At 62.5% G+C, this 12,781-nt stretch carries 10 protein-coding genes and 1 riboswitch; all 10 genes read right to left on the bottom strand.

Annotation, left to right across the window (positions count from 1 at the left end):
- Positions 1-39: 39 nt before the first annotated feature.
- The 10 genes from pulA to HSW_RS20915 all read right to left on the bottom strand — a co-directional run bounded on the left by pulA (position 40) and on the right by HSW_RS20915 (position 12,413).
- Positions 40-2,043: a type I pullulanase gene (gene pulA, locus HSW_RS20870; protein ID WP_044003688.1), complete on the bottom strand. Its 2,004-nt coding sequence runs from the start codon at positions 2,041-2,043 to the stop codon at positions 40-42.
- A gap of 80 nt (positions 2,044-2,123) precedes the next feature.
- Positions 2,124-2,870 (bottom strand): alpha/beta fold hydrolase, encoded by a 747-nt coding sequence (locus tag HSW_RS20875; protein WP_052346703.1) that lies wholly within the window; start codon positions 2,868-2,870, stop codon positions 2,124-2,126.
- 102 nt (positions 2,871-2,972) lie between these two features.
- Positions 2,973-3,587 carry a TlpA family protein disulfide reductase gene (locus HSW_RS20880; protein WP_231501331.1) on the bottom strand — a complete coding sequence of 205 codons (615 nt, stop codon included), beginning with the start codon at positions 3,585-3,587 and terminating at the stop codon, positions 2,973-2,975.
- A 124-nt stretch (positions 3,588-3,711) separates the two neighbouring features.
- Positions 3,712-5,046, bottom strand: coding sequence for a family 1 glycosylhydrolase (locus tag HSW_RS20885; RefSeq protein WP_044003692.1), 1,335 nt, complete (start codon positions 5,044-5,046; stop codon positions 3,712-3,714).
- Between the two features lie 163 nt (positions 5,047-5,209).
- Positions 5,210-6,889: a GMC family oxidoreductase gene (locus HSW_RS20890; RefSeq protein WP_081768540.1), complete on the bottom strand. Its 1,680-nt coding sequence runs from the start codon at positions 6,887-6,889 to the stop codon at positions 5,210-5,212.
- Positions 6,890-6,980: 91 nt separating this feature from the next.
- A complete protein-coding gene (locus HSW_RS20895) occupies positions 6,981-7,577 on the bottom strand; it encodes a gluconate 2-dehydrogenase subunit 3 family protein (RefSeq protein ID WP_044003694.1) in 597 nt (198 codons plus the stop codon).
- Positions 7,578-7,757: 180 nt separating this feature from the next.
- Positions 7,758-8,750, bottom strand: a complete 993-nt coding sequence (locus tag HSW_RS20900) for an SDR family oxidoreductase (RefSeq protein ID WP_044003695.1) — start codon at positions 8,748-8,750, stop codon at positions 7,758-7,760.
- Between the two features lie 150 nt (positions 8,751-8,900).
- A complete protein-coding gene (locus HSW_RS20905; RefSeq protein ID WP_052346704.1) occupies positions 8,901-10,037 on the bottom strand; it encodes an alkene reductase in 1,137 nt (378 codons plus the stop codon).
- A 126-nt stretch (positions 10,038-10,163) separates the two neighbouring features.
- Positions 10,164-11,231: an OmpA family protein gene (locus tag HSW_RS20910; protein ID WP_197031922.1), complete on the bottom strand. Its 1,068-nt coding sequence runs from the start codon at positions 11,229-11,231 to the stop codon at positions 10,164-10,166.
- 84 nt (positions 11,232-11,315) lie between these two features.
- On the bottom strand, positions 11,316-12,413 hold the full coding sequence (locus tag HSW_RS20915) for an OmpA family protein (RefSeq protein WP_044005338.1): 1,098 nt from the start codon (positions 12,411-12,413) through the stop codon (positions 11,316-11,318).
- Between the two features lie 228 nt (positions 12,414-12,641).
- Positions 12,642-12,755: riboswitch (SAM riboswitch) on the top strand.
- Positions 12,756-12,781: the final 26 nt, after the last annotated feature.

Below are 12,781 nucleotides of genomic sequence, written 5' to 3' on the forward strand. Positions count from 1 at the left end.
CTCCTCGCCGTGACAACTCATCATTTCACCACTTCCCCGCTACTGCACCAGAATCAGGGCGGAGGAGGCGGGCACCTCTACGGCCGCTTCCCCGGCAATTTCCAGCAGCCGGAGGCCTTTCTGGTTGATTTCCGAGCCGTTCAGGACGACCGTGTAGCGGCCGGCGGGCACGGGCAGGCGGGCGGGTTGGCGGTTGCCGTTGAAGAGCACCGTGATGGTGGCCCACTCGTCGCCGCCGGCGTGGCTGAGGAGTTGGTAGCCGATGGTAGTGGCAGGCAGATTGGGCAGAAACTGCAGGTGCTGCTGCACCAGCTCCTGAGTGGGCAACCGGAAGGCCGGATGTGCTTTGCGTAGGGCAATGAGTTGGCGGTAGAACTCAAACACGCGGCCGTACTGCGCCTTCCGGCTCCAGTCGAGCTGGTTCACGGCATCGGGCTGGTTGAAGGAGTTGTGGGAGCCGCCCTTGGTGCGCAGAAACTCGTCGCCGATGGGCAGAAACGGAATGCCTTGGGAGGTAAACACGATGGTGTTACTGAGCAGGTCCATCTTCAACCGTTCCTCCTCCGATACGCCCGGGTTGGAGGCCGTTAGCTTGTCCCAGAGTACCATATCATCGTGGCAGGCCACGTAGTTGATGGTTTGGGCCGGGGAGGCAGCCCAGGGAGCTTTCGAGTAATTTACCTTCGTGTAGTCCAGCTGCGGATGCTGGGTGGCGGCCACGATGCCGAACTTCACGCTTTCCTCCAGGCCCGGCTGCCCGCTGGCAAACCCTGGCTCCGTCTGGCGGGCAAAGTGGCCCTTCACACCGTCGCGCAGCTCATCGGAAAAAGCCGCAATGCGGTCCAGTTTCAGCACATTGGCTTTCACGGCGCGCTCGGCCTCGGGCACGGGGCTGCTGCCGGCCGTCCAGCCCTCCCCGTACACGAAAATGCTGTGGTCCTGCTGGTCCAAAGCGACGCGCACGGCACGCATGGTGCGCAGATCCAGCACGCCCATCAAATCAAATCGGAACCCATCGGCGTGAAACTCCCGGGCCCAGTACGTCACCGATTCCACGATGAGCTTGCGCACCATCGGCCGCTCGGAGGCCACCTCGTTGCCGCAGGCGGCCGCGTCGGAGAGGCTGCCATCGGGGCGGTGGCGGTAGTAGTAGCCGGGCACCAGCTGCTCGAAGGAGTTGCGGCTGGCCGTGGCGGTGTGGTTATAGACCACGTCCAGCACCAGCCGCAGACCCTGGCCGTGCAGGGTCTGCACCAGTTGCTTCAGCTCCCGGATGCGGCTGGCGGGGTCGGCGGGTTCGGTGGCGTAGGAGCCTTCGGGGGCGGAGTAGTGCAGCGGGTCGTAGCCCCAGTTGTAGGGGTTTTCGGCCAGGCGGCTTTCGTCCACGGAGGCGTGGTCGTTGGTGGGCAGCAGGTGCAGGTGGGTGATGCCCAGCTCAGTAAGGTGGTCGAGGCCGGTTTTCACGCCCTGCGGACCCCGGGTGCCGGTTTCGGCTACGCCCAGGTACTTGCCCTTGTGCTGCACGCCCGACTGCGGATCCATCGACAAGTCCCGCACGTGGGCCTCGCCAATCACCACGTCGGTGGCTTGGCGCAGACGGGGCCGCACGTCGTCGGCCCACCCGGCAGGGCTCACGGTAGCGGGGTCGAGCAGGGCCCCGCGCTGGCCGTTAAGGCCCACGGCGTGCACGTAGGGGTCGGGTACTTCGGCCAGCTGTCGGCCTTTAATGGTAGCCTGCACCACGTAGAATCGGCCGGGCGGCTGGGCGGGCAGCTCATACAGCCAAGTGCCGCCTACGGCTTTGCGCATGTCGTACTCGGCTATGGGCGCGCCGCCGGTGCCTTCGGCGTAGAGCTTGAGTTTGAGCCCGTCAGCGGTGGGGGCCCACACCCGCAACCTAGCCCGGCCCTGCTGGAACGTCAGGCCCAGATCAGGACCTTCGTAGGTGGGGTAAGCCGCGTAGCCATCGGCTACCTGCGCGGTACGGCAGGTGGTGAGGGTGAGCAATAGGGAAATGAACGTGGGGAGGAGCCAGGCTTTCATAGGGGGCAGAAATCAGCCCGCAAGTTCGGCGGTTTGCCGCGCTTCCCAACATGTCTGCCAGTCCGACGAACCGGCCATCCTTATGCCACCTTCACGCGCTCCGCGAACCGGCGCAGCAAAGCCGCCACCTCCTCCGGGGCTTCGTAGGGTAGCAGGTGACCCGCACCGCCAATAATTTCCAGCGGCGTACCATCAGGCAGTAGGGGCAGCGTTTCCAAGCCGTGCACGGAAGGCGACATGATGGCGTCCTGGTCGCCGGCCAGAATGGTGCAGGGTACTTGCACGTCGCACATCCGGCTGCTGAGGTTTTCACGGCTGCCGTGCAGCAGCCAAGCGTCCCAGGCAGCGCGGGTACTGCGTAGGTTGTCGGCCACAATCTGCCGGTGCAGCTTCGGGGCCAACGGCCGGGCCGTAATTTTCCGGAAGGTGCTTTCGGCCTCCACAGGTTTTCCATAGGCTTGCTGGCTGGCTTTGCGGTCCTGCTCGGTCATGGGCTCGGGTGTGGGCGGCGAGGGACTCAACAAAGCCACTCCAGCCAGACCCGCCGGCTGACGGGCCGCCAGGGCCAGGGCAATTTTGCCGCCCATACTGTGGCCCACCAGCACGTACCGGCCTACCTTTTTTTCGGCAATAAATGCCGCCACCGCGTCGGCATAGGCATCGACTGTAAAGCCGCCAGGCGGCGCGGGCGCATTACCAAAACCGCCCAGATCAGGGGCTAGTAACGGGTAATCGGAGGAAAGCAGACCAGCCACGGCATCGAAGGCACGACCGGAGCCGGCCCAGTAATGCAGGCCAATAAAGGTAAGCGGAGTAGCAGTGGACATACAGAATAACAGGCAAGCAGCGCCGGGCCAGCATAGCAGCGGGCCCGGGAAACAGCTTCGGTACGAAAAGAGGTTACCGTTTCCTGTACGCAGCCGGCCGCCCTACCGCCGGCCCGCACCGCTCAGTTTCTCCAGCGCCGCCCGAAATTTCGGGGTGTCGTAGTCGGCCATGCCCTCGTGGCGGGCGGCTACCTGCCCATCGGGTCCCAACAGCACCGTAGTTGGAATTGACTGGGTATCGAAGGGGGCAAGCAGCGGAGCCGTAGGGAAATACACGGGCATCGTGTAGCCCCGCCGCTGTACCAGCCGCTGGGCTTTAGCGGGGTTTTCATCCAGAGAAATCAGCACGAAGGCTACGTTGCGCTTATCTACTTTATTGTACAGCGCCTGCAAACCGGGCATTTCGGCCACGCAGGGCGGGCACCAACTGGCCCACAAGTTCACGAGCACGGCTTTGCCCCGCAGTTCCTGCAGGTTCAGCAGCTGGCCATCAAGGCCACGCAGCGTGAGGACGGGCGCGTACTTAGTGGCTGTAAGTTGAGCGGGCGGATCAGTTGGAGTAGTTGGTAAGGCGGGCCGCCACAAGCCAGTGGCCAGCAGCCCCTGTTGCAGCCGGCCCAGCACCAACGGGCGTAAATCGGTGGTCAGTACTACCCCAAAAGCCAGCATCAGCAGCCATTGCAGCGCGGTACTGAAACTGGGGCGAGAAAAGGTCATGGGAAGCGGAAAACGAATTAGATACGGTAACTAAGCCACTACCCTTCACTTCTACACCCTGTTACTGCTCCGTTTGGGCGTTATCGTTCGGGCGACGCGGAAACGCGGACTACAAAGTTCGCGCCTACTTTTCCACCTTGAGCGTGGCGGGGCGGGTGGTAAATTCGAATATCTCGCCGTGAGGCATGATAGTAATCTGGCCGAATTCGCGGATCATCATCTTGTAGCTCTCCCCCACCGGCCGAATTTTGCGGTCCAGGTCGTAAAGGCCACAGGCATTAACGGTTAGGCGCTTTTCGGCCAGACTGATGTCCCAGTCGAGCTGATCCAGGAGGCTGTACCAAGTAAAGCCCACCACCGGCACGCCGTCCTGGCGGATGCGCTGCACATTCACCCACTGCTTCCAGAGCCAGCATTCGGCGTCTTTGGGGTTGAAGGTGTTGGTTTCGGTGTGCATCACGGGCTTGCGGTACCGCTCGTAGTACTGGCGCGTCATGGTATACCAGCCCAGCACGTCCTCGGCCTGGCAGAGTTTGCCGTCGGGCTTGATAATCTTCTCGTTGCGGCCGTAATAGTCGTTGCCCATGATCTGGTAGCCGGGCGGCTCGCCGGCCATAAACCACTCGAGCTCCTGACGGGTCAGGCCGTTATCGAGGCAGTACAGCAGCACCTCCGAGTCGAGCGGGTGGGCGTACAGCAGGTCCAGCGACAGAAAGCGCAGCTTGTTGACCAAGCAGATTTCCGGGCTGGGCACGGCGCGCATCTCGTGGATATATTCGGCCGATTCGCTCTGCACGATGATGCAGTCGGGGCGTACCTTGGCAATCTGCTGGGTGCCCATAATGCTAGCCGCCGTGATGTGCTTGATGGCCGTCACGAAGGCACGGTCGTCTTTGAGCTGCTCGTTCCAGATGCCGTCTTTGGCAGAGGCCCGTGCCGTCACGTAGATTTCGTTGACGGGCGTGTAGAAGCGCACCCAGGGGTAGCGCCGCGCCACGGCTCCGCAGTACTCGGCAAAATGCACCGGCAGCTCGGGGTTCTGGAAGTTGCCCACCCAGTCGGGCACACCAAAGTGCATCAGGTCCAAAATGGGCGTGATACCCAGGCGCTGGATTTCGGCCATGGCCAGATCGGCAAACTCCCAGTCGAACTGGCCGGGGGCCTTGTGGATGAGGTAGTACGGCAGGTTGTAGCGCAGCACCTTCAGGCCCAGTTCCTTCACCAGCCCCAGGTCTTCCTTGTAGCGGTTGTAGTGGTCGGTTTCAGCCAGCAAATCGCGCCGGATGGTGCCATTGGCAATAGTAGGGTACGAGCACTCGATGCCGGTGGCAAACATGAAGTTGCCCGCGTTGCCGGTAGGCAGGCCCGAGCCGTCGTGGCCGGCCGCGCCGCCGAACTGGTCGCCCTCGTAGTGGCCGTCGCCGAACTTCTCTTTGATGTGACTAAGGAAAGACTTCATTTTTTGAAGCTGAAATGATGCGCCAGAAGGGTGGCTCGTAACAAGGAAGAACGTCATGCCGAGCTTGCCGAGGAATCTCGCGTGCTGACGCCTGAGTAGTATTGCAACGTCAGCACGCGAGATTCCTCGGCAAGCTCGGCATGACGTGCTGATTCAGCCTACTCTATGCCCGCAACGACGCCAGAAACTTATCGGCGGTGCGCAGGCTGAGGGCCATGATGGTGAGGGCCGGGTTGACGCTGAGGGCGCTGGGGAACACCGAGTTGTCGCAGATGTAAAGGTTGGGCACGTCGAAGGCTTTGCCGTCGGGGTTGACCACCGCCTCGTCGCCGCTCAGGCCCATGCGCGCCGTCCCGATGACGTGGGCGTAGCGCTCGAAGGCCCAGATATCCTTGGCCCCGGCCGCTTCCCAGATCTGGCGCATCAGCTTTTCGGCGTGGCGGTTCATGCGCTGCTCGTTTTCCTGGGCTGTGAAGTGCAGGCGCGGCTTGGGCAAGCCGCGGGCATCCTTCTCGTCGCTGAGCTCCATGAAGTTGGCCTCGTGCGGCAGGCAGTCGCCTAGAATGTTGATGCCGGCCGTGTGGTTGTAGGTGCGCATGTAGTCGCGCAGGGGCTGGCCCCAGAGCTTGCGTTGGCGCACCATCTGGGTGGCAAACGTCACGGGCATCACCCCGATGCTTTGCAGCAGGTAGCCGCCGGCAAAGTCGGCGTCTTTGGGGCGGTGGGTATCCTCGGAAATCAGGCCGCCAGGAATGCCTTTGTATGGTCGGATGTCCTCGTCGAAGGTGCCCCAGACCTGCATACCGGGGTGGGCCATGAAGTGCTTGCCGACCTGCCCGCTGTTGAGGGCCAGCTCGTTGAGCATCAGCAGGCGCGGCGTTTCCACGGCCCCGGCGCACAAAAACAGGTGGCGGCAGCGCTGGCGCACGGTACGGCCGTGCTGCTCGTACACTACGCCCGTTACGCGGCCCGAGGCGTCACGCTCAATCTCCGTTACGTAGGCATCAGCCCGGATTTCGGCCCCGTAGCTTTCGGCCAGGGGCAGGAACGTCACGTCCATGCTGGCCTTGGCGCCGCGGTTGCAGCCGGCCTGGCAGAAGCCGCGGTTGGTGCAGGCCTCGCGCCAGCCAATGCCCTCCTGGTAGTAGCGCGCCGACAGGGCCGCGTTGGCCGCCGGCGAGGTTTCGATGCCCAGTTGGGCGCAGGCGCGTTGCATGAGCAAAGCCGCGCCGTTCAGAGGTAGCGGGGCTAGCGGGTAGCCCTTGCGGCGCGTAGGGTCCCAAGGGTACGGTGTGGGCCCCGAAATACCCAGGAAGTGCTCAATTTCCTCGTAGTAGGGCTCCAGTTCCTCAATTCCGAAGGGCCAGTCAACACCCTGGCCGAAGTCGGTGAACAGCTTCAGGTCGCCGCGGTGGGCGCGGGGCGTGTAGGCCGTGTAGTGCAGCGTAGAGCCGCCCACGCCGGTGCCGGAATTGTTTTTGCCGAAAGCCACCGGGTTCTGACCGGCGGAGAGGCGCTCATCGTTCCAGAACAGGAAGTTCTGGGCTTTTTCGTCGGTGGCGTACTCGGTTTTAGGGTCACGGCGGGGGCCGGCTTCCAGGGCCACCACCTTCAGGCCGGCCATGGCCAAACGGGCCAGTAAGGGTGCGCCGCCCGCGCCGGTACCAATCACCACGCAATCCACCTCGTCGGTGGGGTCGGGCAGCGGAACGGGGGCCTCCTCGCCCGTGGGCTCGGTGGCCGGGGTGGCGTTATCGGCCAGCAAGCTCTGGAGCAACGGGTCCTGTATTTCGGGCTGAACCGGGTTCAGCACGCCTTCTTCGAGTACTTCTTCGTCGGGCATGTGCGGTGAATTTGTGAAATGGTGAATTTGTGAGGTGGGTAATGCGCAAATGGCGTAATCAGGATTTCAGACTCACCAGTGCACCACTTCACTATTTCACCTCTTCTGGCTCACGGGGTTCGAGGGTGTTGGGGGTGACGTGGGGCCAGCCGGGCACGTCGGCCATGCCCACGTAGCCAATTTCTTCCTGAGCCAGCGGGTGGGCGTAGTAGTTCTCCGTCAACTCGGCCAGGAACTCCTCGAAAAACCGGTCCTGGAGTACCTGTTGCCAGTTTTCACCAGCAGCTTGGCCGGCGGCAAGCTGCCCTATAATCTGGTCCTGCTGCTCGGCGCTCAGGGCCGTGAAGGGCTGCTGAAACTGCGCTTGGGCGGCCTGGTTGATGCCGCCCAGGCCGAGTCGGTAGGCTTCCCGGTCGGGCGGCATAGCGTCGTAGCGCCAGCCGTCGGCGGTACCGTCGGCCAAGCGCTTATCCACGGCCGGGGCTAGCTCAATGGGCGTTTCCCGGTCAGGCTGAGGGAAAATACGGGCGGCCACGGCGCGCAGCAGCTGGTACGTATCGGCGTCGAAAAACTGCGGCGCGTAGTCGGCGGAGGCGCTGAGGCGGGCTTCCAGGGCGGCACGGGTGGCGGACGTCACCAGCTCGGTCTGGAGCAGCGCCCGGACGGTACCTTCGGGGTAATGCGGCATTGAGGTAATCGGAAGAGTGGAGGGGCAACCTACAAGTGCGGATCGGCAGCTTATGTTTTCGACGGATGAGGCCGTAAAGACGCGTATTCGCGTCGCGTCGTTGAACGGCCGGAACTGCGCCGACCAAACAACATCAGCAACGACGAGACGCGAATACGCGTCTCTACAGCCTCATTTTATTTACTGGTCGCTGCTCATTTTGCCGCCGGTTACGTGCACCAGTGAGCCGGTCATAAACGAGCCGTCCTGGGAGGCCAGCAGCACGTAAGCGGGGGCCAGCTCCTCGGGTTGGCCGGGGCGGGCCAGGGCCACTTCGTAGCCGAATTTCTCGATTTCCTCGCGGGGCATGGTGCCGGGAATGTTGGGCGTCCAGACCGGGCCGGGCACCACGCAGTTCACCCGGATGCCCCGCTCGCCCAAATGGGTAGCCAAGCTCTTGGTAAGGGCATGAATGGCCGATTTGGTGCAAGCGTAGTCAATCAGAATCGGAATACCCGTCAGACCCACGATGCTGCCGGTGTTGATGATGCAGTCGTCCTTTTTGAGGTGCGGAATGGCAGCCTGCGCCATCCAGATATAGCCCAGAATATTGGTATCGAAGGTGCGGCGGATCTGCTCCTCCGGGATGTCCTCGAACTTCTCCTGCGCCATCTGGAAGGCAGCGTTATTCACTAAGATGTTGAGGCCACCCAGTTCGGAACGGGTGCGACGCACGGCCTGCTTACACTGCTCCGGGTCGCGCACGTCGCTTTGCAGCAAAATGCAGCGCCGGCCCTGGGCTTCCACGAGGCGCTTGGTTTCCTCGGCGTCCACCACGTTTTCGTTGAAGAGCACAGCCACATGGGCTCCTTCCATAGCAAAGGCCACGGCCACCGCCCGCCCGATGCCGGAATCAGAACCGGTGACGAGGGCCACTTTATCCTGAAGCTTGCCGGCGGCACGGTAGGTGCTGAAGTCCATGCCAGGCTGCAGCTTCATATCAGCCTGCTTGGCGGGGTAGGGCAGCGTCTGGGCGTGCTGCTTCATGTCTTTGGCCGTGGGCCGCTTTACGGGTTTGGGCGCGGTAGTGGCGGTTTTGGCCGCTTGTTTGGCAGCGGGCGTAGCGGCGGTTTTGGCGGGGGCCGCAGCTTTCTTGGGTGCTGCTGCAGCAGCAGGAGTCTTTTTGGCAGCCATCAGAATAAAGAAGCATGGTGGAGTTCTTCGCTTACGAAGATTCCGGTCCGGAAGCCGACACTTTCGCCCGTAACCGATCATAAAACCATAAAAAAACCCATTCCGGCAACTGCCGGAATGGGTTCAGTTCGCTTACTAAAAAGTCAGCCCTTAGTTGTTCTGATAATCAACGGGTTCCTTGACGTTGGCCGCCGTGTCCTGCAACGAAGGATAGTCGATGTAGCCATGGTCGCCGGGCACGTAGAACGTGCTGGGGTCGGGGGCATTGAGGGCCGCGCCGGTGCGGAACCGCTCTACCAGGTCGGGGTTGGCGATATAAGGCACCCCGAAGGCAATCAGGTCGGCCTCGTTGTTGGCCAGCGCCTTATCGGCCGTTTCGTGGGTGTAGCCGCCGTTGAGGATGAAGGTATTGCGGAATATTTTGCGCAAATGAGCCGCTACGGCTGGTACACCGGCCTGGGCCGCCATTGGGTGACCCGGCAGCGCCTCAATTACGTGCAGATAGGCCAAGTTGAACTGGTTGAGCTGCTCGGTGAGGTAGCTGAAGGTTTTCACACGGTCCGAGTCCTGAATGCTGGCGCTGCCTTGGGGCGAAAGACGGATACCCACGCGGTCAGCACCCAGCTCATCTACCACGGCCTGCACTACTTCCAGCACGAAACGGGCACGGTTTTCCAGGCTGCCGCCGTACTCGTCGGTGCGCTGGTTGGAGCCATCCTGAATGAACTGGTCGAGCAGGTAGCCGTTGGCCCCGTGAATCTCAGCGCCGTCGAAACCGGCCAGCTTGGCATTGCGGGCCGCCTGCCGAAACTGGTCGACCACGCCCGGAATTTCGGCCAGCTCCAGTGCGCGCGGGGCCGGAATATCCTCCATGCCCTTATCGGTGTAGGCCTGGGCCCCAGCCGGCGCAATGGCCGACGGACCAACCGGCAGCTCGCCGTTGTGAAAGAACGGGTGCGACACCCGGCCTACATGCCAGAGCTGGATGTAAATCCGGCCACCGGCCGCGTGTACCGCGTCGGTTACTTTTTTCCAGCCGGCCACCTGCTCCTCGGAGTAGATGCCGGGCGTATTGATGTAGCCCACGCCCTGAGGCGAAACCTGTGAGCCTTCGGTAATAATGAGGCCGGCCGTGGCGCGCTGCACGTAATAGGTCACCGTCGAGTCGGTGGGCACGTTGCCGGGGTTATCAGCCCGGCTGCGCGTCATGGGGGCCATGGCGAAACGGTTGGGCAAAGAAAGTGCGCCTACCTGAGCGGGCGTGAAAAGGTTGGGAATCTGGCTCATGAGAAACTACGTGTGGATAGAAACCCTGCCCCGGACCAAAGCCGTTTTGCAGGACAGTTGCTTTTAACCGATGTAGCAACACTTATGTTTCAGCCAGCTTATTTCCCCATTTATCTACTTCCTGGTTCACTGCCGCACCACTTCTACCCGGCGGTTACGGGGCCGTTGCTGTGGGTCGCGGTTGTCGGCTACTGGGCGGGTGCCGCCATAGCCCCGCGCCGCCAGCCGCACCGAGTCGATGCCCTGTTGCACCAAGTACTGGCGTACCACCCGGGCCCGCTGCCGGGAAAGGCGCAGGTTCAGGGCCGCCTCGCCCACATTATCGGTGTGGCCCGCTATTTCCAGCCGCATAGCCGGCTGCTCGCGCAGGCGGCGGGCCAGCGCGTTGAGCGTGGGACGACTGGAAGGCAGCAAATCGGCAGTGCTTTGGGTGAAGTACAGATTAGGTAAGGTGAGCCGCTGGCCCTTGGTGAGTTGGGCTAGTCCGTCCAGCCGTACTGGCAGTGTATCCGGGGGCACAACAGCCCGGGCCGGGGCTTTCGGTACTATCCAGCCGGGGCCGCCCGAACCAAGCGCAGCCGGTTTCGCCACAGGCAACGGTCTTGCTGCCAAGGCTGCTGGTGGCACGGGCGTACCCGCCTCCCGAACTTCGGAAGGAGGTACGGGCAAGGCCGTCCAGAGGTAGCGGGTGGGAATGGGTTCGAAGATGGGCCGGCCGCTGAAAAAGTCTTCCATCGACACATCGGGCCGCTCCCACCCCAGCACTAGCCTCGATTCCAGCGCATTCTGGTAATACTCAACTCGCAACGCGTACACTTTGCCTGCCTCCAGCCGCACCCGCACCTGCCCATCCGTAACGTACTGGTTGCGCCAGGATTCCAGCAGCAGCCTGTTGCCGATCCACACCCGCACGCCATCATCCACTGTCAGGTGCAGAATATAGAGGCCCGTGGCCGGTGCTTCCAGGAAGCCGGTCCAGCACACCGAAAAATGTTCTTTGCTGATACCGGTAGCCGGCGGCCGACTGTGCCACTCGAAATCCAGCTGCGCATCGATGCGCTCCACCACGGCTTCCTCAAAGTTTTCGCCGTTATAATACGTAGCCGCCAAGCCGTGCGCGGGCAGAGTTTGGGCAGTAGTCGGAAGGCAGGCGGAAGCACACAGCAATAAGGTGCTCCAATAGAAATAAGTCACGCGGCAGGTAGATTGGGCTACAAGATAGAAGGGAGCCCGCTTTTTCCTGCAACACCGCAACTCACCCTACGCTTTTTCCTTCCGCTACTGTACCACCACCTCCACGCGACGATTGCGGGGCCGTTGCTGTGGGTCGCGGTTGTCGGCTACCGGGCGGGTGCCGCCGTAGCCCCGCGCCGCCAGCCGCACCGAGTCGATGCCCTGTTGCACCAAGTACTGGCGTACCACCCGGGCCCGCTGCTCGGAGAGGCGCAGGTTCAGGGCCGCCTCGCCCACATTATCGGTGTGGCCCGCTATTTCCAGCCGCATAGCCGGCTGCTCGCGCAGGCGACGGGCCAGCGCGTTGAGCGTGGGACGACTGGAAGGCAGCAGCGCAGCGGTGCTTTGGGTGAAATAGAGGTTAGGCAGCGTTACGGCCGCGCCTTTGCTCAGGGCCGATAAGTCCGGCAGCGGCACCGTATCCGGCGGGGCCACCGGATTTGTCGGCGGCGGAGTACGGCGGGGACGACGTACGGGCCGGGGCGCAACCGGAGCCACCGGCCGCCGCCCCACTACTACAGCCGGCTTAAGAGGCGTACTGGTTACGCCGGGCGGTAGCCCCGCCGTTTGCGGGCGGACTGGTTGAGCTTCGGGTTTGCTGGCCGCTACCGGTATGGGCACCGCCGTAGCCGGCAGGCTGGCGTACAGATATGCCGCCGGAATCGGCTGCGGCTCCTCCATGGTGGCCGGTAGCTGCCAGGCCAGTGAAGCGCGCGAATCCTGACCGGCTTGGTAATAGTCTACCCGGATGGGGTAGTAGCGCCCGGCCGTGAGGGCAATCTGCGCCGTGTAGCTGCTGACGGCTTGGTTTTGCCAGGAATTCAGAATACGCTGACCGCCCACCCACACCCGCATCCCGTCGTCCGTCGTCATCCGGAACGTGTACACGCCCGTTACCGGGGCGTACAGGTGACCCTTCCAGCGCGCTGAGAACCACTCGCCCGGTACGCCCGGCCCCGGCGACACAAAATGGTCGCCAGTCGGCCCGATGGTCCAGTTGAAGTCAATGCCCGGATCAATACGACTGAGGGCCAGCTTCCCGAAGTTCTGGCCCTCGTAGTATTGCCCCCGCAGGCCTGCCCCCTTGGTACGTGGCTGCGCGGTACTTAGGCCACTGAGCAGCAGTAGCCATCCAAAGGCCATGTTTCGGAAGTAGCGGGCTGGTAGCATAGCGGGATACAGTTACGGGTGAAAGCAAATTCGGCAGAACTTCAGAAGCAGGAAAAAGGAATTCAACCAAGCGGCTGCTTTACCACAACGAATTATCGGGCGGCACCTATATATTTTTTTTCCGCAACACCGCGCACCAACGCAGGCCAGACGGTTCGGGCCGAATTGATTTTTGCCGATTCCGCTGTATCTTCGCCGTGTTACTTATCCAGAAAGACCGAGGGATTGGGCCCGATGACGTCTTAGCAACCTGAAATAAAACAAGGTGCTAACTCCCGTTTCAGGGCCTTTCCGGGCTCTGGAAGAAGATAAGAACAGGCGTGCTCCCGGCGCGGCTCTTT

Source organism: Hymenobacter swuensis DY53 (assembly GCF_000576555.1).
Taxonomy (GTDB): Bacteria; Bacteroidota; Bacteroidia; order Cytophagales; family Hymenobacteraceae; genus Hymenobacter; species Hymenobacter swuensis.

What these genes read in the sequence shown, in the direction of transcription:
- pulA (WP_044003688.1), bottom strand. Translation starts at nt 2,043, where the DNA reads ATGAAAGCCTGGCTCCTCCCCACGTTCATTTCCCTATTGCTCACCCTC.
- HSW_RS20875 (WP_052346703.1), bottom strand. Translation starts at nt 2,870, where the DNA reads ATGTCCACTGCTACTCCGCTTACCTTTATTGGCCTGCATTACTGGGCC.
- HSW_RS20880 (WP_231501331.1), bottom strand. Translation starts at nt 3,587, where the DNA reads ATGACCTTTTCTCGCCCCAGTTTCAGTACCGCGCTGCAATGGCTGCTG.
- HSW_RS20885 (WP_044003692.1), bottom strand. Translation starts at nt 5,046, where the DNA reads ATGAAGTCTTTCCTTAGTCACATCAAAGAGAAGTTCGGCGACGGCCAC.
- HSW_RS20890 (WP_081768540.1), bottom strand. Translation starts at nt 6,889, where the DNA reads ATGCCCGACGAAGAAGTACTCGAAGAAGGCGTGCTGAACCCGGTTCAG.
- HSW_RS20895 (WP_044003694.1), bottom strand. Translation starts at nt 7,577, where the DNA reads ATGCCGCATTACCCCGAAGGTACCGTCCGGGCGCTGCTCCAGACCGAG.
- HSW_RS20900 (WP_044003695.1), bottom strand. Translation starts at nt 8,750, where the DNA reads ATGGCTGCCAAAAAGACTCCTGCTGCTGCAGCAGCACCCAAGAAAGCT.
- HSW_RS20905 (WP_052346704.1), bottom strand. Translation starts at nt 10,037, where the DNA reads ATGAGCCAGATTCCCAACCTTTTCACGCCCGCTCAGGTAGGCGCACTT.
- HSW_RS20915 (WP_044005338.1), bottom strand. Translation starts at nt 12,413, where the DNA reads ATGGCCTTTGGATGGCTACTGCTGCTCAGTGGCCTAAGTACCGCGCAG.